This window comes from Sulfitobacter faviae, assembly GCF_029870955.1.
GTDB lineage: Bacteria > Pseudomonadota > Alphaproteobacteria > Rhodobacterales > Rhodobacteraceae > Sulfitobacter > Sulfitobacter faviae.
On sequence record NZ_PGFQ01000001.1, the window covers coordinates 207209 to 229366 of the forward strand.

General features: G+C 64.8%; 12 protein-coding genes and 2 pseudogenes. 6 read left to right on the forward strand and 8 right to left on the reverse strand.

Features of this window, described 5'->3' with window-relative positions:
- Positions 1 to 114 precede the first annotated feature (114 nt).
- Positions 115 to 2994 carry a hybrid sensor histidine kinase/response regulator gene (locus tag CUR85_RS01140; RefSeq protein WP_209273849.1) on the reverse strand — a complete coding sequence of 960 codons (2880 nt, stop codon included), beginning with the start codon at positions 2992 to 2994 and terminating at the stop codon, positions 115 to 117.
- Positions 2995 to 3364: 370 nt separating this feature from the next.
- Here CUR85_RS01140 and CUR85_RS01145 point away from each other — a divergent pair, with 370 nt between their 5' ends.
- The 3 genes from CUR85_RS01145 (at position 3365) to CUR85_RS01155 (ending at position 8269) form a co-directional block, all read left to right on the forward strand.
- Entirely contained in the window at positions 3365 to 4495 is a 1131-nt protein-coding gene (locus CUR85_RS01145) for a metallophosphoesterase family protein (protein ID WP_067260501.1), read from the forward strand.
- Complete coding sequence (locus CUR85_RS01150; protein WP_280321125.1) at positions 4492 to 6528, forward strand: AAA family ATPase; 2037 nt, start codon at positions 4492 to 4494, stop codon at positions 6526 to 6528. Before CUR85_RS01145 ends, CUR85_RS01150 begins: the two co-directional genes overlap by 4 nt.
- A gap of 634 nt (positions 6529 to 7162) precedes the next feature.
- Positions 7163 to 8269, forward strand: a complete 1107-nt coding sequence (locus CUR85_RS01155) for an AI-2E family transporter (RefSeq protein ID WP_231886248.1) — start codon at positions 7163 to 7165, stop codon at positions 8267 to 8269.
- Between the two features lie 6 nt (positions 8270 to 8275).
- Here the strand turns inward: CUR85_RS01155 and CUR85_RS01160 are convergent, their stop codons facing one another.
- The 3 genes and pseudogenes from CUR85_RS01160 to CUR85_RS01170 form a co-directional block, all read right to left on the reverse strand.
- Complete coding sequence (locus tag CUR85_RS01160) at positions 8276 to 9676, reverse strand: TRAP transporter large permease (protein ID WP_067260509.1); 1401 nt, start codon at positions 9674 to 9676, stop codon at positions 8276 to 8278.
- Positions 9676 to 10304 (reverse strand): annotated as a pseudogene (locus CUR85_RS01165) (TRAP transporter small permease subunit). Before CUR85_RS01165 ends, CUR85_RS01160 begins: the two are co-directional and overlap by 1 nt.
- 97 nt (positions 10305 to 10401) lie before the next feature.
- A pseudogene (locus CUR85_RS01170) lies at positions 10402 to 11417 on the reverse strand (C4-dicarboxylate TRAP transporter substrate-binding protein).
- Positions 11418 to 11765: 348 nt separating this feature from the next.
- Between CUR85_RS01170 and acs the strand changes: the two are divergent.
- Both acs and CUR85_RS01180 read left to right on the forward strand, forming a co-directional pair.
- A complete protein-coding gene (gene acs / locus CUR85_RS01175) occupies positions 11766 to 13721 on the forward strand; it encodes an acetate--CoA ligase (RefSeq protein ID WP_067260519.1) in 1956 nt (651 codons plus the stop codon).
- Between the two features lie 117 nt (positions 13722 to 13838).
- Complete coding sequence (locus CUR85_RS01180; RefSeq protein ID WP_280322843.1) at positions 13839 to 14351, forward strand: MOSC domain-containing protein; 513 nt, start codon at positions 13839 to 13841, stop codon at positions 14349 to 14351.
- A 72-nt stretch (positions 14352 to 14423) separates the two neighbouring features.
- Here CUR85_RS01180 and CUR85_RS01185 read toward each other — a convergent pair whose 3' ends face one another.
- The gene (locus CUR85_RS01185; RefSeq protein ID WP_082851898.1) at positions 14424 to 14930 is read right to left on the reverse strand and encodes a DUF992 domain-containing protein; all 507 of its coding nucleotides are present in this window, start codon (positions 14928 to 14930) and stop codon (positions 14424 to 14426) included.
- A 277-nt stretch (positions 14931 to 15207) separates the two neighbouring features.
- Between CUR85_RS01185 and CUR85_RS01190 the strand changes: the two genes are divergently transcribed.
- Positions 15208 to 15744, forward strand: coding sequence for a flavin reductase family protein (locus CUR85_RS01190; RefSeq protein WP_280322845.1), 537 nt, complete (start codon positions 15208 to 15210; stop codon positions 15742 to 15744).
- A 14-nt stretch (positions 15745 to 15758) separates the two neighbouring features.
- Here CUR85_RS01190 and CUR85_RS01195 read toward each other — a convergent pair whose 3' ends face one another.
- The 3 genes from CUR85_RS01195 to CUR85_RS20020 are packed head-to-tail and all read right to left on the reverse strand — an operon-like array spanning position 15759 to position 21876.
- Complete coding sequence (locus CUR85_RS01195) at positions 15759 to 20099, reverse strand: translocation/assembly module TamB domain-containing protein (RefSeq protein WP_067260525.1); 4341 nt, start codon at positions 20097 to 20099, stop codon at positions 15759 to 15761.
- Complete coding sequence (locus CUR85_RS01200; RefSeq protein ID WP_280322846.1) at positions 20099 to 20623, reverse strand: autotransporter assembly complex protein TamA; 525 nt, start codon at positions 20621 to 20623, stop codon at positions 20099 to 20101. The genes CUR85_RS01195 and CUR85_RS01200 overlap by 1 nt, the downstream gene beginning before the upstream one ends.
- Entirely contained in the window at positions 20515 to 21876 is a 1362-nt protein-coding gene (locus CUR85_RS20020) for an autotransporter assembly complex protein TamA (RefSeq protein WP_280321135.1), read from the reverse strand. The genes CUR85_RS01200 and CUR85_RS20020 overlap by 109 nt, the downstream gene beginning before the upstream one ends.
- Between the last annotated feature and the right edge of the window lie 282 nt (positions 21877 to 22158).

A 22158-nucleotide genomic window follows, 5' to 3' on the forward strand; every position in this document is an offset into this window, starting at 1 on the left:
CGGCGGGCTCCGTCTTTGGGTCACGGCCTTCTGCACGCCTTTGCGGGGGTGGCGCAAGCTGTTCTTGTGCCACCCCCGCCCCGCGCGGGATGTCGCGGAGGCGGGCGCGCCGCGTTACATCGCTGTCGCCGTTTCCGTCTGCGCCAGAATGCCCAACCGCGTGAAGGCCCGTTCGAGGTCGCGGTCACCGAAAGGTTTTTGCACCACGGCGCAGCGGCCCAGCGCTTCGGCAGCGGGCACTTCCGCTTGGCCGGTGGCAAAGATGATGGGCATATCGGGATGCGATGCCCGGACCCGGGTCGCCACTTCTTCGCCTGAGATATCTGGCAGGCCCACGTCGATCAGCAGCGCGTCGTACGCGCCAGCCTGCAGCCTGTCCAAGGTCTCCTGCCCCGAGGCGGTTTCCGTGACTTCGGTGCCAAGCCCGCTGAGGATATCCGCCAGATCGAGCCGGATCAGCGCGTCGTCTTCGCACAGCAGCACATGACGGGGCCGGTCGGGCTGTTCCTGCGCCGGAGTCTCGGTCTTGGTCGAGGCGACCGGAGCCGACGACAGCGCATCGCGCACCTTGATCGCCAAAGCGTCTTTGGTGAAGGGTTTGGCAAGGAACTGCACCCCGGCGTCGACCCGGCCATCGCGCACGATCGCATCGCGCGAATAGCCCGAGATGAACAGGATCGGCAGATCGGGCCGCTCGGCCTGAAGGGTTTCGGCCATCTCGCGGCTGCTGAACTCGCCGGGCATGACGACATCCGATATCACAAGGTCGAAGTCCGGCGCTTGCCGCGCTGATTTGAGCGCCGCCGCGGGGTCTTCTGCGGTGCGCACGCTATAGCCCAAATCCGTCAGCAAGGCGGCGGTGGCATCGCGCACCTCGGCGTCGTCTTCGACCAGCAGCACGGTCTCACTCCCGCCTGCGATCTCGGATGGGTCGTGCCACTGCAATGGCTCCGCCGCCGTCTCGGCCCGCGGCAGCAGCAGCGTCACCGTCGTGCCCGCGCCGGGGCGGCTGGCGATGGTCACCCGCCCGCCCGATTGCCGCGCGAAGCCATAGACGGTGGACAGGCCCAGCCCGGTGCCCTTGCCCACGGGTTTGGTGGTAAAGAAAGGGTCAAAGACCTTGGCCAGCGTCTCGGCCGGGATGCCGGGCCCGTGGTCGCTGATTATGACCTCAACGTAGTCGCCCGCCACCATGTCAGGCTCACCAAAAAGCTCTTCGGGGCCGACGTGCCGGTTTTCGACAGCGATCTTCAGCTTGCCGCGCCCCTCCATCGCGTCGCGCGAATTGATCACAAGGTTCAGCACCGCGTTCTGGGTGCTGGCCGCATCGGCATAGGCGGGCCAGAGGGCCTCGGGCGTGTCGATCTCGACCTCCATCCCCTCGCCCAAGGCGCTGCGCATGATGTCGTCGATATCCCGCAGCAGATCGCGCAGGTCGATCGAGCGGGGCTGCAACGGTTGCCGGCGGCTGAAGGCGAGCAGTTGCGAAGAGAGCGAGGCACCGCGCTCCACCGCGCGCATCGCCGCATCGATCCGCACCCGCGCAGGCGAATCCGCGGCGATCTCGCGCGCGGCCATGGTCAGGCTGCCGGTCATCACCTGCAACAGATTGTTGAAGTCATGGGCGATGCCACCGGCAAGATTGCCCACCGCCTCGACCCGCTGGCTCTGCGCCAATCGGTCATGCAACTCTTCCAGTTCGCGGTTGCGTTTCTCGACACGCTCTTCCAACGTCGTATTCAGATCGGCCAACTGGCGCGACAGTTCTTTTTGTTCGTGAATGTCGGAATTCGTGCCGACCCAACGCATCAAAGCGCCTTGGTCGTCCCGAATTGGTGCGCCCCGCACCAGATGCCAGCAATAGGCCCCATCGGCCCGCCGCAGGCGAAACTCGGTCGCATAGACCGTACCGGTCTCTACCGCATGGGCCCAAGTCGCAATCGCCTCTGCGCGGTCGTCGGGGTGAATGATCGTCGGCCAAGCGTCGCCCACCAGACTGCCCGGTTCCGCGCCCGAAAAGGCGTAGACCTGATCGCTGATCCAATCGAGCCGCCCATCGGCGGTGGCGGTCCAGACATGAACCGGCATGGTATGGGCCATGGTGCGGAACCGCTCCTCGGCCTCGCTCAGCCGGGTTTCGGCAAGCTTATGGGCGGTCACGTCATGGCCTTGGATCATGATCCCGATCGTCTCGCCATGGACGTTGTCGAGCGGTTGGAACACGAAATCCACCACGACACGCTCCGCCGGACCATCGGCGCTGCGCCGCACCCATGCCTCGGCTCCATGTTGGCTGACGGCCTCCCCGGTCCGGTAAACTTCGTCGAGCATTTCGAAGAAGCCTTGGCCCGCGATCTCGGGCAGCGCCTCGCGGACGGGTTTGCCGATGAGGTCCCGTTGGCCAACCAGTTGCATATAGGCGGCGTTGACCGTGCGGAAGACGTGGTTCGGCCCCATGAGGGTGACCATGAAGTTCGGCGCCTGTTCGAAGATCATCTTGAAAAGGCTTATGCCGGTATCAAGCTCTAGGTTCTGCTGCGTCACCTCATGTGCACGGCGCATCACGGCGGCATGGGCAGAGCCCGTTCGCTCTTCGCCGGGGGTTTCTGCGATATAGGCTTCGGTCACATCCTGCGTGTGTTGCAAAAGGAATTCCACCTCCCCTTCCGGGCCCAGGATCGGCGTATGGGTCGCACTCCAATAGCGGTCTTCGGTCGTGCCGTCGGCCGTGTCGATCGGATAGGGAATGACCGGCAGGTGATCGGTGGTGCCGTCGCGAAACACCCGTTCGAAAGACGCCCGCAACATTCGCCCCGACTCGCTTTCGGGGTCCGAGGGGAACTCTTCGAACAGGACTTTCCCGATAAGCCGTTCCAACTGGCGGTCCGTGACCTGCAGATAGGCGTCATTGGCCCAGACCACCCGAAGCTCACTGTCCAACAATACGAAAGGCGACGGCGCTGCTTGGAGGATTCTTTCAAAGTCGTGGTTCATCTTGGGGGGTCTTCTATCCAATAGAAAGTGCTGATCGACAGGCCGAGGGCGCAAGGACGCCCGCAGCTGACAAGCGGTGCCCGCCACGCGGGGCGGATTTCGAATGCGGGTCTACATGGTATCCTATCTCGGAACTGCCGGGTTTGGGCAATGGCGCCGCTGCGTTTTAAACGCGTTTCGGGCATAGTTAGCGCGCAATCTACCGAGTGCCAGAAATTCGCGCATATTTTGCATGGCCTTGCACTCCGCGCTGAGTTTGCGATGAATGGGGTGGCAGCGATGGGCCGCCCCGGCTGGCCGCGCGGCCGATCGACCATTGCGCTAGCCTATTTCACCCCCGCCCTTCGCCAAAGCCATTCAGGACCCCCGCATGACATTCCGCTTCATCCACGCGTCCGACCTGCATATCGGGCGCAAATTCGCGAATATTCCGCAAGCGCCTGACGGCAATATCCGGGGGCGCCTGATGGAAGCGCGGCATGGCGCCATTGCCAAACTGGCCCAGGCCGCGCGGGGACACGGGGCGGCGCATGTGCTCTTGGCGGGCGATACATTCGACACCGCGACACCCTCGGCCAGCGTGCTGCGGCAGGCGCTCACCGCCATGGGCGAGGCGGCGGAGGTGACATGGTGGCTCCTGCCCGGCAACCACGACAACCTGCGCGATGCCGAACCCCTGTGGGAGGTCATCGCCCGGGATGCGCCGCCCAATCTGCGTGCCCTTACCGAAAACGCCCCGGTCGAAATGGCCGAGGGGGTCAGCCTGCTGCCCTGCCCCGTCGCCTTTCGCGCAGGCGCCAGTGACCCAAGCGCCCCGCTGGACCGGATGCACAGCCCCGAAGGCCATATGCGCATCGGCCTTGCCCATGGCGGGGTCACCGATTTCACCGACAGCGGAGAGGCCATCGCGCCGGACCGGGACCAGCGCGCGCGGCTTGACTACCTCGCCCTTGGCGATTGGCACGGACGGATGGCCGTCTCTGACCGGGTGCACTACTGCGGCACGCCCGAGCAGGACCGGTTCAAACACGGGCGCCGTGGCGTCTGCCTTGCGGTCGAAATCGCAGGCCCCGGCGCGCGCCCCAAGATCGAAGGAGTCGAGACCGGCAGTTTCCTGTGGTCTGAGGCCGAGGTCACACTGCATCCCCGGCAAGATGTCGCGGCGGCTTTGCAGACGCTCTTGCCCGAGACAGGCCGCCGGGACCACCTCCTGCGCGTCAAGGCGGGAGGCTGGGCAAGCCTTCCCGATCGCGCGGCGCTGGCCCACGCGGCCCAAGCCTGCGCCCCCGATTTTGCCCATTTCGAACTGCTGACGGACGGATTGGGCACGCAGTATGAGGCCGCGGACCTTGATGAGATCGACCGCGGCGGCGCGCTGCGCATGGCGGCGGAAACCTTGGTGAACGAGGCGCAGTCCGAGACCCTTCCCCCATCCGACCGTGACGTGGCCGCCGATGCGCTGGCCCGGCTTCACGCCTATGTGCAGGGGGCAAAAACATGAAAATCCGCGCCATCACCCTCAACAACGTCCGCCGTTTCACCGACCCCGCGCAGGTCACCGGGATCGGCGATGGGATCAATGTCCTGAGCGAGCCGAACGAGCACGGCAAATCCACCCTCTTCGACGCGATACAGGCGCTGTTCTTCAAACCCTTCGGTTCGCGCGACAAAGAGGTCTCGGCCCTGCGCCCCCATGCGGGCGGCGCGCCCGAGGTGACCATCGAGGTCGAGACCGAGGCGGGCCGTTTTGCCCTGCACAAACGCTGGTTTCAAAAGCCCCTCGCCACCGTGCACCGCGAGGGCAAGCTGATCGCGCAGGCGGATGAGGCCGAAGCATGGATCGCGCAGCTTTTGGGCGGCGATGCGGGCGGCCCCTCGGGGCTGATCTGGGTGCGGCAGGGGATGACCGCGCTGACCGGCGGCTCGACCAAGGAAGAGAAACTGGCGCTGGAAGCGCGGCGCGATCTGATGACCTCGGTCGGGGCCGAGGTGGAAGCGATGACCGGCGGGCGGCGCATGGACAAGGCGCTGGCGCAATGCCGCGAAGAGTTGGCCCAATACGCCACCAGCACCGGACGCCCCCGCACCGGCGGGCCGTGGAAAGAGGCGCAGGATCAGGTCGAGGCGCTGACGGCCGCGCGCGATCAATTAGCCGCGACCGCACGCGCGTTGCAAGACGCTTTGGCCGAACGCCAGCGCGCGCGGCGCGCCTTGGCCGAGCTGGAAGCGCCCGAGGTGGTCGCCGAACGCCGCGAGAAACTGGAGGCCGCCCGCGCCGCCCATGCAGCCGCGACCCGCCACGCAGAAGAGATGGAGGCGCTTGACCGGGCCGTGGAACTGGCCCGCCTCAACGCCGATAATGCCACATCGCGTCTCAACAACTACCGCGCCGGAGAGGCCGAGCAAAAGGCCGCTCGCCGCGCCGAGGCCGCAGCACGCGAAGCGGCGGAAGCGGCCCGCGCCGCCCTGTCAGACCGCCGCGCCACGTTGGAGGCCGCAGAGGCCGCCGCCGCCGAGGCCCGGACGGCGCTCAAAGCCGCCGAGGATGACCACCGCCACGCCCTCCGCGCCCGTGCGGCCCGCGATGGTGCTGACCGGCGCCAAGCGCTCGAAGCGCGTATCAAAGAAGCCGAAGATGCCCGCCGCCGGATGGAGTCCGCAGCTGCCGCCGCCAAATCCGGCCCGGACGCCGCGGCGCTGCAACGGTTGGAAAGGCTATCCGCCGAACTCTCCGCCAGCCGCGCCGCCCGCGATGCGGCAGCCCCGCAGGTGACAGTCCGCTACGCCCCCAATCAATCGGGCGCCATCCACGGCAATGACGGCCCCTTGGCCGATGGCATCCCCTGCCCCTGCCACGTCGCACCACCCTGCGGATCGACGGGATCGGCGATCTGGAGATCGAGCCCGGCGCGGGGGGCGGCGAGGACGGCTCGGTCGACGCCGCCACGACCCGGTTGCAAACCGCCCTTGACGAGATCGGCGCGGCGGATCTGGCGCAGGCCCGTGCCGCCGGGGCGGCGCGGGTCGAGGCCGCGGCGCGGCAGGGAGAGGCGAAAGCCGTGCTCGCCAGCCTCGCCCCCGATGGGATCGACGCGCTGCACCAAGCCCTCGCCGCCATTCCTGCGCCGGAAGAGGTCTCGGGCGCACCCGATCTCGCGCAGGCCGAAGACGCGCTGCAAACCGCGCAGGCCGCACATGAGCGCCGCCGCATCGCGCGTGAGACTACCGCCGAGGCGCTGGCCGATGCCAAGGCCGATGCGGCGGGCAAAGAGGCGCAGCTTGGCTCGCTCACCGACCGGTTGCAGCGCGCCGAGGCGCAGCAGGCCAAGCTGGGCGACGTCACAGAAAAGGACCTCGCCGCCCAAACCGTCACCACCGCCGCCGCGCTGGAGGCCGCCCGCCTCGCCCATGCAGAGAAGGCCAAGGACGCGCCGGATGCGGCCAGCCTTCAGGCCGCGCTCACCCGCGCGGAATCGGTCGAGACGCAGGCCCGAGAAGAGATCGCCCGCCTGCACCCCCTGCTCGCCCGGCTGAGCGAACGCATCACCCGCGCCTCTGGCGACGCGGTGGAGGAACGGCTGGCCGAGACCGAAGACCAATTGCAAGCCGCCGAAGCGGCCCTTGCCCGGATCGCCCATGAGGTCGCGGTGCTGACCCGGCTGCAAGAGGCTTTGCAGGACGCAAGGAACGAGGCGCGAGAGCGCTATTTCACCCCCATCGTCAAGGAACTGAAACCGCTGCTGCAACTGCTTTGGCCCGATGCGGAACTGACATGGGGCGAGGAATCGCTCCTGCCCCATGCGCTGATCCGCGAGGGCCGGGAAGAGCCGATCGAGGTGCTTTCGGGCGGCACGCAGGAACAAGTGGCTCTGCTGGTGCGACTGGCCTTCGCGCGGATGCTCGCCCGGGCGGGGCGTATCGCGCCGGTGATCTTGGACGACGCGCTGGTCTTTACCGATGACGACCGGATCGAGCGGATGTTCGACGCGCTGCACCGGCAAGCGGGGGATATGCAGATCATCGTCCTGACCTGCCGCCAACGCGCCTTTCGCGCCCTTGGCGGGCAGGCTTTGCGTCTGCAAGCGGTGGTCCCCTAGCCGCGAATGAACTTTTCCCCCCGTTCGGCGTTAGCCTCCTGACGTATGCGCAGGGCATCTGGGGGAAGACATTGAACGATATCGCCGCGATCAGACGGCTGCTGGAGGTGCTGGTTCTGATCGCCCTCTTCGTGACGGCCTATTTCGCTAAGGACTTGCTGCTGCCGATCCTGCTGGGCTTCCTCCTTGCGCTGACGCTCAGCCCGCTGATCCGCTCTTTCGAGAAATTCGGCATCTCCGCCCCATTGGGTGCCGTGCTGCTGATTGGCTGTGTCGGGCTGATCATCTTTGTTCTGGCTGGCCTGTCGGCGGGCACCGTGGCGACTTGGTCCGACGAAATTCCCACCATGGGCAACGAGATACGCCGCAAGCTCCAAGGCTGGGCGCAAACGGTCGAGGATGTCCGCTCGGCCACTGAACAGGTCGAACAGATCGGCACCGAGAATGGCAGCGGGAGGCCCGAAGAGGTGGTGGTCAAACAGCCCGGCTTGCTGGACAACGCCATGAACACCGGCGCGCGCATCGGGGGCACCGTGGCGGTCGCCTTGGTCTTGGCGCTGTTCCTGCTTGCCTCGGGCGATCTGTTCTACCTCAAGCTCGTGCAGTCCTTTCAGACCTTCACCGGCAAGAAACGCGCCTTGAAAGCGGTCTATGACGTAGAGCGCCGCGTCTCGCGCTACCTGCTGACCATCACCATCATCAACGCAGGTTTAGGCATTTCGGTGGGGCTCTACCTCTTCGCGCTTGGACTGCCCGTACCTTACGTCTGGGGCTTGGCGGCGTTTTTGCTGAACTTCCTGCCCTATATCGGCGGGGTGATCGGCGCGGTGCTGGTGGGGGCCTATGCCATCGCGACATTCGACAGTGTCGGCTATGCCATCCTCGCCCCGCTTGGCTATCAGATCCTCACCGGGATCGAGGGACAGTTCATCACCCCCTACCTCGTCGGGCGGCGGTTGGAGTTGAACACCGTGGCGGTGTTCCTCACCGTGGTCTTCTGGGGCTGGCTTTGGGGGATTGCGGGCGCGCTCGTGGCGGTGCCCTTCCTCGTGGTTTTCAAGGTGATCTGTGAGAACGTGACCGCGCTCAACATGATCGGGCATTTTCTGGATAAATCCGCCCCCGATGTGGCGGCAACCGCGGCGGATGAACCCGCCGCGGAAAAGCCCGGTGGCTAGGGCCGCTTATCCCGCGAGGGACGGCAGCCAAAGCACGATTTGCGGGAAAGCGACCAAGAGGCCGATGGTGACCGCGTCGGCGATGAAGAAGGGCGTCACGCCGCGGAACACATCCTGCACGCTGAGGTCGGGGCGCACGCCCGCGACGACAAAGCAGTTCAGGCCAATGGGCGGGGTGATCAGACAGAACTCCGCCATCTTCACCACCAGAATGCCAAACCAGATCGCGCACATCGGACCCGACATGCCAAAGGCGCTGTCGGCGGCCGAGACCATCTCGCCCCCGTTGAGTGCCATGACCGCCGGATAGACCACCGGCAGCGTCAGCAGCAGCATCCCGATGGCGTCCATGAACATGCCCAGCACGGCGTAGGCCAAGAGGATGCAGATCAGGATCAGCATCGGCGAGGTTTCGAGCGAGGAAATCCAGTCGGCGAAGGCACCGGGCAGATCGGCGAAGCCAAGGAAGCGCACATAGATCAGCACGCCCCAGATGATGGTGAAGATCATCACCGTCAGCTTCGCGGTCTCCAGCAGCGCGTCCTTCAACTCGGCCAGCCGCATGCCACGGAAGACGGCCATGCAGAAGACGATAAAGGCGCCCACGGCCCCGCCCTCGGTCGGGGTGCCCCAAGCGTCGCCGAAGGGGTTGTAGACGAAAAAGATGATGATCACGACCACGGCGACAATCGGCATCGCAGCGGGGAGCGAGGCAAAACGCTCGCCCCATGTAAAGCCGCGCACCGGCGGGCCGACGCTTTTCCAGATCATCGCGATGCCGATGATCAACACCGCATAGACCACCGCCGAGAAGGCACCGGGCACGAAGCCCGCCAGCAGCAGCTTGCCGACGTCCTGCTCAACGATGATGGCATAGATCACAAGGATCGCCGAAGGCGGGATCAGCGAGGCCAGCGTGCCCCCTGCCGCCACGACACCGGCTGCGAATTGCTTGTTATAGCCGATCTTGAGCATTTCGGGGATGGCGATACGGGCAAAGACCGCCGCCGTCGCGACCGACGCGCCAGACACCGCCGCAAAGCCTGCGGTGGCGAAAACGGTCGAGACCGCCAAACCGCCCGGCACCCAAGCGAACCAACGTTTCGCCGCCTCGAAGATCGCCTTGGTCAGACCCGCGTAATAGGCGAGAAAACCGATCAGGATGAAGGTCGGGATGAGCGAGAGGGTCTGGCTCGATACCTTAGAGTGCGGCACTTGGCCTGCGGTCTTGATCGCCACGGTCAGCGCCCAGCCAAGCTGGTCCCACTCCATGCCCTTCTTGGCCCAGAAAATCCAGATCAGGCCAACAAGCCCCGCCATGGCCGCGGCAAAGGCCACCCGCATGCCAAGCACCACCATGACGAGCATACCGCCCGAGACCCAAAGGCCGATTTCAATAGGATCCATCAGTCACGTCCATCCAGTTGTTCGGCCTCGGCCATTGCTTGTTCCGCCGCCGATTGCACCAGCGGCACGGCCACGGGGCGTTCCAGCCCCAGCACCAAGGCCCGGCCATAGCCCCAAATCTGCAGGCAAAGCCGCAAAGAGATCACGACGAAAGCCAGCGGCACCACCAGTTTGCTGGGCCAGATCGGCAGGCCGATGTCGATCGAACTGTCACGGCTCCACATCGGGGCGTTCATGTCAAAGCTGCGGTCGAAATGCGCCCAAGCGCCCCATGTCAGCGCCAGCATCAGCAAAAGGATCAGCACCACCGACAGCAGTTCCGCCGCCCAAAGCGCGCGGCCCTTCAGCTGGCCGATCAGGATGTCCATGCGCACATGACCGCCCATGCGTTGGGTATAGGCGATGCCCATGATGGCGATGAAAGGCATCGCCGCTTCGATCCAGTCGACATAGCCCGCCAGTGGCGTGGAAAAGAACTTGCGCCCCCCACGGACCAGACGGCCAGTATCATCAGTGAGAAAACGGCAAGCCCCGAGATCAGGGCAAAGAAGGTTTCCAGCTTCAGCAGGCCCCGGTCGAGGCGGCTGAGGAGGCTGCTGTCCTCCAGCACGGCGGATGATCCGGCCATCGGCTCTCCTTTTCAGAAAGTCTGTTTGTTGCGTTTTGGAACTCGAAAGGGCCGCGCGGTCAATCCGCACGGCCCTCACAGTCATGCCCGGCTGGGCTTAGTTCGAGGCGCGCTCTTTTTCCAGCGTCTCCATCACGAGGTCATAAAGTTCCTGACCCGGGATGCCCTGCGCTTCCATGTTTTCGATCCATGCTTCGCGCGCGGGATCGGCCGCTTTCTCTTTGAACTCGGCGATGACTTCGGGGAATACTCAACCTTCTCCACGCCTTTTTCTTCGAGAACGGAATCCCATTTCTCCAGCAGTTCCGCATAGTTGGCGAGGTAGTGATCCAGCGCCTCATCGACCGAGCTGTCAAGCGCTTCACGCTCTTCGTCGCTCAGCATTTCATAGGCGTCGATGTTCACCACGACAGGGCAGTTCACGGTGCCGGGGTTGAGGTTCGCGGTCCACCAGTCGGCCTTGTTGATGGTGCCAAAGGACAGATGCGCGTGCTGGGCGAAGGCCACGGTGTCAACGACACCCGATTCCATCGCGTTATAGGCTTCGGTCGCGGTCACCGATGTGGGCACGGCGCCGACGGCTTCAAAGGCTTTGCCCAGACCGCCGGTGGCGCGGACACGCATGCCGTCGAAATCTTCGAGCGTGGTGCGCGGATCGCCGGTGCCGACAAGGTTGTACTGCGGCATGGGCGAGGTCATCAGCATTTTCGCGTTCCACTGCGCCATCTCCTCGGCGACGGCGGGGTGGTCATAGACCGCTTTGGAAACCGCGACTTCCTCTTCAAGGTTGCTCACCCCCAGAAACGGCAGTTCCAGCACGGTGATCGCGCGGTTCTTATCGGCGTGGTAGCCGGCGCAGAACTGGGCCATCTCGAAAGCGCCGATGGAGATACCATCGAGGTTTTCGCGGTTCTTGGACAGGCCGCCGTAGCTGACGTTGATGGTGAATTCGCCGTCGGTCTTCTCAGAGACCAGTTCGGCAATCTTTTCCACATGTTCGGTGAAGGCGCGGCGCTTGCCCCAGACCGAGGCGTTCCATTCGGTCGCGGCAGCTTCGCTTACAAACGCGACAGTCAGCGCACAGGCGGCGGCACCGCTCAGCAGATTTTTCATGATGGCTCTCTCCCATAGTTGCCGCCCTTGGGTGGGCGGATTGGCGCACAGGCTACCCCGCGGGGCTGGCCTGCCAACCCCGTCATGCCGCGCAAATACGACAGCTGCAAGACAGTTGCGCCAAGTTTGACTGGCAAGGCTTTGAAAAACCGCGCCAATCACCGGGGAAGAACGGAAAATTTACAGAAATCACCCCAATCGGGAAAAACCTTTACAGGCAAGCCCTTGTAATCCAGTTGCTTATTCCCTTCTTTTCACGGGCCGCTATGATCCGGCTGAGGAGGACGCCACGGCCACCGGGTTAGACCCGCGCCCCGTGGTGATGCGAACATCAAGGGAGGAACCACCATGTCCGACGCCACCGCCAAGACCTATCCGCCATCCGCCGACATGGCCGCCCGGGCCCATGTGGACGCCCAGACCTATGACAAGATGTACCAAGCATCGGTCACCGACACCGATGGGTTCTGGCGCGAACAGGCGCAGCGGATCGACTGGATCAAACCCTTCACCCAAGTGCGCGACGTGAACTTCGACCTCGGGTCGGTCAGCATCAATTGGTTCGCGGATGGCGAGCTGAACGTCAGCGCCAATTGCATCGACCGCCATCTTGAGTCGCGCGGCGATCAGACCGCGATCATCTGGGAGCCGGACAGCCCCGAAGATGAGGCCAAACATATCAGCTACCGCGAGCTCCACAGCGCCACCTGCCGCATGGCCAATGTGCTGCGTGATCTCGGCGTGGGCAAAGGCGACCGCGTGATCATCTATATGCCGATGATCCCCGAAGCCGCCTATGCCATGCTGGCCTGCGCGCGGATCGGGGCGATTCACTCGATCGTTTTCGCCGGCTTCTCGCCCGATGCCCTCGCCGCGCGAGTGAATGGCTGCGAGGCGAAGGTGGTGATCACCGCGGATGAGGCCCCGCGCGGTGGCAAGGCCACACCGCTTAAGGCCAATGCCGACAAGGCGCTGGCGCAATGCGATGCCAGCGTTCAATGCCTCGTGGTGCGCCGCACGGGCGGTGACGTGGCATGGGACGATGCGCGCGACCGCGATTACAACGCACTGATCAAGGATGCCGCCGAGACCTGCGAAGCGGAGGCGATGGGCGCCGAAGACCCGCTTTTCATCCTCTACACCTCAGGCTCCACCGGTCAGCCCAAGGGCGTGGTCCATACCACCGGCGGCTATATCACCTATGCGGCGCTGACCCATGAGGTGACGTTCGATTACCACGACGGCGACATTTACTGGTGCACGGCGGATGTAGGCTGGGTCACCGGGCACAGCTATATCGTCTATGGCCCGCTGGCCAATGGCGCCACCACGCTGATGTTCGAAGGCGTGCCCACCTACCCGGATGCCAGCCGGTTCTGGCAGGTCTGCGAAAAGCATAAAGTCACGCAGTTCTACACCGCCCCCACCGCGATCCGCGCGCTGATGGGGCAAGGCAATGACTATGTGACGAAAAGCGATCTGTCCTCTCTGCGCATCCTTGGCACCGTGGGCGAGCCGATCAACCCAGAGGCGTGGAACTGGTATCACGAGGTCGTCGGCCAGAACCGTTGCCCCATTGTCGACACGTGGTGGCAGACCGAGACCGGCGGCCATCTGATGACCCCCCTGCCCGGCGCGCATGACATGAAACCGGGGGCCGCGATGAAGCCCTTCTTCGGCGTCAAACCGGTGGTGCTGGACCCGACATCGGGTCAAGAGATCGACGGCAACCCCGCCGAGGGCGTGCTCTGCATCGCCGACAGCTGGCCGGGGCAGATGCGCACCGTCTGGGGCGATCACGAAAGGTTCGAAAAGACCTATTTCGCCGATTATCCGGGCTATTACTTCACCGGGGATGGCTGCAAACGCGATGCCGATGGCGACTACTGGATCACGGGCCGCGTTGACGATGTGATCAACGTCTCGGGCCACCGCATGGGCACCGCCGAGGTGGAAAGCGCCCTCGTCGCCCATGACAAAGTGGCCGAAGCCGCCGTGGTCGGCTACCCGCATGACGTCAAAGGCCAAGGCATCTATTGCTATGTCACCTTGATGAGCGGGGAGGAGCCTTCCGAAGAGTTGCGGGCCGAGTTGCGCAATTGGGTTCGGCAAGAGATCGGCCCCATCGCCTCGCCCGATCTGATCCAATGGGCACCGGGCCTGCCGAAAACACGTTCGGGCAAGATCATGCGCCGCATTCTGCGCAAGATCGCCGAGGATGATTACGGCGCATTGGGCGACACCTCGACGCTGGCGGACCCCGGCGTGGTGGACGATCTGATCGGCAACCGCATGAACCGCTGACACCCTGCGCGGCGCGGGCGGCTACCTGCCCCCGCCGCGTTGCATGAGAAAGAGAGACATGGACCAAACAGCCCCCCAAGTGCCGCCCCCGCCTCCGCTGCGGAATGCGACGCCGCCCTGCAAGATATCCTCGCCGCGCCCAAGGATGGCGCCGTGATCGAAGAACTTTGCTTTCGCCCTGACTATGGGGAGCGGGATTTCCGTGATGAACTGGATCTGACCGTGGCCCAAGGCATCCTTGGCGAACGTTGGACCGAGAAACCTTGGCTGACCCTGCCTGACGGCAGCCCCGATCCGCGGATACAGGTCTCCATCCTGCCCAAACGCGTGATGGATCTTTGCTGGCGCGACCGCGCAAACACGCCGCACCCCGGCGATACGATGATCGTGGACATGGACCTTGGCCATGAGAACCTGCCCGTCGGCACGCGCCTTCAAGCCGGGTCTGCGGTGCTGGAGGTGAGCGACAAGTTCAACACCGGCTGCATCAAATGGCGCGACCGCTATGGCCAAGACAGCCTGCGGTGGATCAACCGAAAGGAAAACCGCCCGCATCGGCTGCGCGGCGTTCTGTGCAAAATCGTGCAAGACGGCACCGTTCGCCGTGGGGACCGGCTGACCAAGCTCTGACGCCTCTCATATACACATGGGCCGCCCCCAAGGGACGGCCCGGTTCGTTATTTGAAACGTTTTCGCGTGGGGTTACCCTTCGACGCGCTGCAGGTTGATCTCACCCACGCCCACGGCAAAGTTCACGCCGGTCTGGGTGTTCACGCTCAGCGGCTGAAGCGCCAAGGTGTTCTCGGAACCACCCGTCATCAGGTTGGCCCCCGCGCCGACACCAACGGTCGCCTCGGCGGAAACGCCTTTGTAGCTGCCGTTCAGCCCGCCTTCGGAATATTCCTGCTCGGTCGGGGCCAGCACCAGCCATGACATCTGGCCATTCTCGGTCTTGCCGATATCGACGCCCCAGCGGTTGATCTCGCCCACATAGGTCTCATCTTCGAGACCTTCTTGAATGGGGTTGAAGGTGCAGGTCAGCTCACGGGTGGAGCCGAAAACGAAGCCAGTGCCCTCGCCCACATCGCAAGACAGGGAGCCGATCTCGACGTGGTCGACGGTCTCATTGTCATCGGCCATCGCGGTGGAGCCGAAGGCGGTGGCGCTCAGAAGGGCCGCGCCGAGGGTGAGTTTGCTTGCATGCATCATCTTAGTCACTTTCCGGCGCGACGAGATGCGCCTTTTCTGCTGTGAACGGCATTCGGGTGCCTTGGACAGACGGCGCAGACCTCCTGCGCCGCCCCTTTCAGACAGCCAGCATCGACACCAATTGGGGCCGATGATGCCTCTCATCGCTGGCCCAACGCCGGGCCTTGGCGGCGGTTCCTCGGCCCAACCGCGGGCGCGAAAATCCGCGCAAGGGGCCGATGCGCAACGCCCCGGCACCGCTGGACAAATCAGCCGCCACATGGCACCGCTTGTCGCTATGAGTGATGATCTGATCCCCTTCTCGCCCGACAGCGGCGATGCCCCGGCGCTGCGCCGTGCCTTCGGGCGTTTCGGCACCGGCGTGACCGTGGTGACCGTAAAAACCGCCCAAGGCCCCTTGGGGATGACTGCGAATTCCTTCGCCTCGGTCTCGCTCGACCCGCCTTTGGTGCTGTGGTCGCCTGCGATCTCTTCCAAACGGCACGACAGTTTCACCTCGGCGGCGTCCTTTTGCATCCACGTCCTCGGCGCGGATCAGGAGGATTTGGCCCAGCGTTTCGCAAGCCAAGGCCATGATTTCTCTGGTTTCGATTGGACGGAGGACGCCGCCGGCGTGCCCACTTTCGCAGGCTGCCTCGCCCGGTTTCACTGCGCGACCTATGCCGTGCATCCGGCGGGCGATCATTCGCTGATCTTGGGCCATGTGCAACAGGTCGCCCTGCGCGAGGATGGCGCGGCGGGCCTGATGTTCGACCAAGGCCGTTACGGCCACTTCACCCCCGCGACGACAGCTAAGAAAAAGGGCGCCCCGTAAGGCGCCCCTTTCAATTAGTAGTCCCGCTCGAAGAAGATGCCGATGCTGCTGTCGCCGTCCGAGCCCAAGGTGCCCTTGGCCGTCAGGCTTTCGGTGATATCGAGGTTGAGCGACACCTCCCCCGTGCCATCCGAGGCCGCCGTCACATCGGTATAGATGTTGTCGGTCAGATATTTCCCCAGCCTCAGCGCGGTCTCGCCATCCTCGGTGGTGGTCACGTCCAGATCGTCGAGGCCAAAGCCCTCACGCAGGTTGCCGATCACCCCGTCGCCGCCGCGCCCTGCGAGAGTCGCTACCGCACTGGCCAATTGCAGCGCCTGAAAGGCCGAGATTTCCGAGATGTTGCGCCCAAAGAGGAGTTGCGACAGCACCTCGTCCTGCGGCGCGGCGGGGGTGGATTCAAAAGTGACTTCGGGCTCATTCGCCGGGCCGCTTACGATGACACGCACCTCCCCCGCTTCGGTATCGGTCGAGGTGACGAACCGGATATAGGGGATGAAATCACCCTGAAACTGGACCGACCCTTCGTCGAGCAAAAAGCGTTTACCCAGAATATCGAGCCGCCCGCGGATCAACTCGAACCGCCCGGCCGAGATGATGCGGTTGGTCGTGCCGCTGAGGTTCAGCGCGCCGCCCAGTTCCGCATCCAGCCCGCGGCCCCGGACGTAAATCCGGTTCGGCGCGTTGAGTTGCAGGTCCAGCCCGAACCCGCGGCCGGACGCCTCCGCCGCAGGATCATCCCCGGCCTCGGCCCCCTCCAACCCGGCCTTGCGGCGGGTCGCCAGCACATCGGCGGGCGCGTTGACATGGGTGATCTGCGGGATGTCCCCGATTGAGGTCAGACCCGTTGCGGGCACCTGAATATTCGTCTCGCCCGCGTTGATCACCCCGGTGATCTGCGCCCCCCCGCTCAAGGGACCGGCAAGCCGCAGATCGCCGTTCAGCGTGGTGCTGTAAAGGCTCGGGTCCGCATAGACGAGGTTGCGCAGGGTCACGTTGATATCCGCAGGCAAGGCCGGTGTCAGGGTGATCGCCCCCGCCACGCGCAGCGCTCCGCCATCGACGGCCTGACCGGTCACATTGAGCTGCGCCCGGTTACCCCCAAGCTGAACATCCGCGTCGATCCCCCGCAGCGCCACCCGCAGGTTCGGCGCGGTGAAGGTCGCGCCGCTGGTGGTGATCTGACCGCTGACCGACGACAGTGCCGCCGGGCCGTTGATCTGCAAATCAAAGCGCGCCTGCCCCTGCAAATTGCGCGGGGCAAGGAAGGGGCGCGACAGACCAAGCGGCGCATTGCCCGCGATATCGAGGTTCAGCGTCCCATCGGGGTTCACCAGCCCTGCCACGGTCGCCTGCGTGCCTGCGGGGCCATTGGCATTGGTGTCGATGCGCCAGGCCTCCCCCTCGCGCCGGGCCGAGCCTGCGACGCTGAGCGGGCCGTTCACCTGTTCCACCAAGGCGCCGATGTCAGGCATGTTCAGCTGGAAATCGACCGCCGCATTGGGGCCGGTGACCAAGCCTTCGACCGTCGCCCGCGCGCCATAGGGGCCGCTGGCGCTGGCATCGAGGAGCACGCCGTTCTCGGTCTGACGCGCCACGCCGTTGGCGGCGAAAGAGCCCGAGACACTGGGCACCAGCGGGTTCACGTTGGGCACCGAGACATCGAACCGCAGAGAGACCTCTCCGGTCACCAGCCCTTCGACCATGGCGCTGCTGCCGTAGGGCCCATCGGCGCTGACATCCACGGCGATTCCGTCATCGGACTGACGGATGTCGCCCGTGGCCGAAAGCGGACCGTTCACACCGGGCGCGAGGGGGCTGACGTCGGGCACTGAGAGGTCAAAGCTGAGCGCCATATTCGGGCCGGTGACCAGCCCTTCAACCACGGCGCTGCTGCCGTAGGGGCCACGCGCGGCGACATCCACGGCAATGCCGCTCTCCTGCTGGCGCACCGTGCCTTGGGCCGCCAGCGGCCCGTTCGCCCCGGGGGCCAGCGGGCTGACATCCGGCAAGGTCAGGTCAAAGCGCAGCGCCATGTCAGGCCCCGTCGCCAAGCCTTCGACCGCGACGCGGCTGTCGTAGGGGCCATTGGCAATGGTATCGACGACAAACCCCTGTTCGGTCTGCTCAAGCGTGCCCCTGGCCGCGACCCCGCCGTTGATCTGCGGGACGAGGGGTTGGATATCGGGTAGTGACAGGTCAAAGGCCACATCGACGCGCGGTGTGACCAGCCCTTCGACCGAGGCCTGCGCCTCCAACGGGCCGCTGGCTTCGGTGTCGATCTCCCACCCCTGCGGCGTCTGGCGCAATGCGCCTTTGGCGGTGACCGGGCCGGTGATATCCGCCTCGGGCAGGAAATCTTCGATCCGGGGGATATCGGCGGTGAAGTCGATCTGCGCGTCCTCGCCCGTGGCCAAGCCCGAGACGGTCAGCGCCGCGTCATAGGGGCCATCGGTGACCGCGTCGACAACCCATCCGCGCGGCTCTTGCACCGCTGTCGCTTTGACCGCGATGGGGCCTTCGTATTGCGGCAGCACCAGCCCAACATCGGCGAGCGTGAAGTCCAAGGCCGCGCGGCTGTCTTCGCTGCGCAGCTCGACATCGCCGGTCAGGTCCAGCGCATCGTTCTTCAACTCAAGATCGCGCAGGAAAGTCCCCGTCTCGTTGCGTTTCGCCACCATGCTAAGGCTGGTCCGCCCCGCGAGAACCGCATCGGCCTGTTCGATCCCGATCTCAAGGTCATCGGTGCCCCCGGCAATGGCCAGATCGAACATGCCGCCCAAAGGCGTGACCGTGCCGTTCAGCGCCAGCGCCGTGGCACCCGCGATATCGCGACCCGCCAGCGCGGAAAAGCGACTGATATCTTGGGCTTCGAGCGTCATCTTCAACTGGGTGAGCAGCCCGGTGTCGACCCCGTCGATCGCGGCTTCGCCGGTCAGGCCATAGTCTTCGCCCGATAGGGTCAGCCCGTTGATCTCAATCGGTTCACCTTCGACAAAGCGGATCTCGGCGCTGCCGGTGATCGCATCGCCGATGGCCTCGGCACTTGCCGGATCAGTCAGCGTCAGCCCCTCGGTGGCAAAGGTCACGTCGCCGAGGAATTGCCCCAGACTGCCAAGGTTGCCTTCGAGAATACCGTCGAGCGCCAGTTGCGTCTGCGCGATTTGCAGCGCGCCCGTGTCCAGCCCGGTGATGTCGAAGGCGCTGTCGAAACGGTCGCCATCAGCGGCATCGTAATCCACCCGCAGGGTCACGGCCTCGACCCGCGTGCCCTCACCCGAGATCGGCAGAAGGGTCGAGGTGCCATCGGGGTTTGCGATCCGGCCTGAGATGTCGATCAGCGTCGGCCATTTCTCTTGGTTCAAGGTGACCTGCCCCTGCAGATCGACGGAGTTCGCGGCAAGGGCAAAGCTGCTGACCTCAACCGCACCGTTGCTTTCCAGAAGTGCATCCAGCGCCAGCCGCACGTCCTCGCCGAAGAAGTCGCGGTAGCGCGGGGCGAGCAGCGCAGTGATGTCGCCGCCGATATCGGCTTGAATGCGGCGGTCCGGTGTATCGCTGGCACGGCGCGGGGCCTGCGTGCCAAGGGTCACCTGCCCCGCCAAACGCTCTTGCCCATCGGTGGCGATGGTCACATCGGTCGCGAAATCATCCAGCGGCCCTGCCCCTTCGACGGTCATCTGCACCGAAGGCTGCCCCGGCAGGTTCAGCAATTTCGAGGCGATGCCTTCGGGGTCTTCGGTCAGGTTCAACAAGAGGTCCAGCACGTTTTCGGTGCGGTCAAAATCGGCCTGAATGTCGAACTCGCCCCGTTTGCCATCGGTGCGGCGGGCCTGAAAGTCGACGATGCCGACCGTATCGGTCAGCCGCGCATTGGCGCTTACCGAAAGCTGCGCCGCCTCGCCCAAGATCGGCTCGCCCAGGTTGATCTCATCCACCGAGAAATCCGCGATTTCGATGGAGACAGGCAGATCGGGCAAGGCAAAGGGTTTGGCCTCGGCATCGGGCAGATCGACTTCGTTGCTGACCGGCAGGCGCTCGACATCGAGCCGTCCGGCGGTGAGTTGCTCCACCTCCAACCGTCCGCGCAGCAGGGCCGAACGGTTCCAATCCAGCACCACGTCATCAAGCGTCAGCCAAATGCCATCGTCATCCGCAATCGTCATCCGGTCAAAGGAGGCCTCCGAACTCAGCGCCCCTGCGAATCCGTCGATGCTGACGGTTCGGCCCGCGCCGCTCAACGCGTCTTGAATGGTCCGGGTGAGAAAGCCCTTGTCGTCATCCTGTGCGGCAGCCGGTGTGAGGCATGCCAGATAGACAAGGCTGGCGGTGAGGATCTGCAAAAACTGTCGCATTAAAACGCCTGTCCAATCCCGATATAGACTTGGAAATCTTCATCCACTTCCGGCCCCGATGTGGGCACGGCCACGTCCAGCCGGATCGGCCCGATGCCCGTGGCATAGCGCAGCCCCAGACCTGCGCCCGAGTGCCAAGTGCCTGATCCGTCGTAGAATTCTTCCGACCCGATATAGCCCGCATCGGCAAAGCCCACGACGCCGATCTTCTCGGTCAGGGCCACGCGCGCCTCTGCCGATAGCCCGACAAAGCTGCGCCCGCCCACGGTGTCGCCGCTCGGCAGCTCAACCCCAAGCGTTTGATAGGGTTGCCCGCGCACGCTGCCGCCCCCGCCGGAGTAAAAGAGGTAATCCGCAGGCGCTTCCGACAGGTCCGGCCCCGCGACTGAACCAAGCTGCCCCCGAAAGGCCAGCGTCACCGGGCGCTCCGTCCCGAAGCTGCGGTAGTAGCGCGCATCAAGATAGCTGCGCAGCCCGCTTTCAGACCCCGACAGAGCGACAAAGGGCGTGAGGCTGGCGTCGATGTAATAGCCATCGGTCGCGTCCAACTCATTGTCGCGGTAGTCGAACTCGGCCCCAGCGGCAGGGTCAGAAGGGTGTATTGGTTGGTGCCGAAGGCATCCTCGGTCTCAGCCACACGCAGGCCGAGGCCCGCGGAATAGGTGCGGTTCTGGTTGGCAATCCGCTCGATCCCCGCCTCCAGATCCAACTGGCGGGAAAAGTAATTCACCTCGTCCAGCTGTTCCAACGTGGCCAGCGCGTAGAAATCGGTGTCTTCGTTAAAGGTCGCCGGACGTTCGAACCGGGCAGAGAGCGTATAGTCTTCGCCCCCCGAATTGCCGCCGATCCCTTCGATCTCAGCCGAGAGGCGCAGACGTTCGGCCCCGCCCAGCAGATTGCGGTGCAGCCAGAAAGTGCTCAGCGTCAGCCCTTCGAGCGAGGACAGTTCCGCACCAAAGCCAAAGCGCCGCTTGGGCGCTTCGGTCACCTGCGCGGTGATGGGCAGCGTGTCGTTAGGACCAATGCGATCCGCTTCGATGAGCGCCACGGCGTCGAACGCGCCGGTGCGGCGCAGCCGTTCGGTGGCCAGTTCCAACTCTTCGGGCGAGAAGACCTCCCCATGTGGCAGCCCTGCGATTTCGATCAGCCGCGCGGTGCGCACGTCTTCGTTGCCGGTCACAGTCAGCGCGCCAAAGCGCAGCTTTGGCCCCGGGGCCAGCCGCAGGGCGGCGTCGATCTGGCGCTCACGGTGTTTGGCCACAAGGTCTTGATCTGCCAATGCCGCTTTCGCGTGGCCCACGTCACGCCAACCGCTGACCCCGGCCGAGACGGTTTCCTTCAGCACGCCAAGGCTCGCGGTCTCCCCCGCGGCAAATCCGTCCGGCAACTCGGTGCCCGGTGCTACGGGCGCGATGCGGGTCGCGCCAAAGCGGAACTTCGGCCCCGGGTCTACCGTGATCACGGCCCGGTCGATGCGGCGCGGCGGTTGCACAGGGGGAATCGCGGCGGCATCGACGCCATCCAAGGTGATCTTGAGCGTCGGCCCGAAATACCCGTTGTCGTAAAGCAGCGCCAAAAGCCGCCCATAATCGGCCTGCGCCGCGGCAACCAATTCCTGCGGCGTGGCAGGCTCGGCATCCTCATCGGTTTGCTCGGCCAGCAAGGACCCATCGCGCAGGGTGGCATAGAGGTCCGAATCCGCCGCGATGCCGGTGATGGCCAGTTCCGCGGCCTGTGCCGCAGCCCCCCGCCAAGAAGTAGTCCAAGAGCGAGACAAAGCGCCGCCCCTTGAGTCTGCCCTTGTTGCGCCACGCGCTACCCTCCTTGCGTTCGTCACCCCGGTTTTCGCGCCGGTTCTCCTTTGCCCGCCCAAACGGGCCTTATTCTTAGCAACCGTTAAACGGCATTGCCGACTTGGCTGCAAACACTCTGCCGGGGGAATCGCGCGATGAGAACGGCCTGCCCCGCCCCGTGCAGGTGTCACGCGCGGAATCGGCAAGATACCGCGCAGCAAGAGTGTAGGCTGACCACGGCCCGAGACGAGGGCAAAAACGTTTTT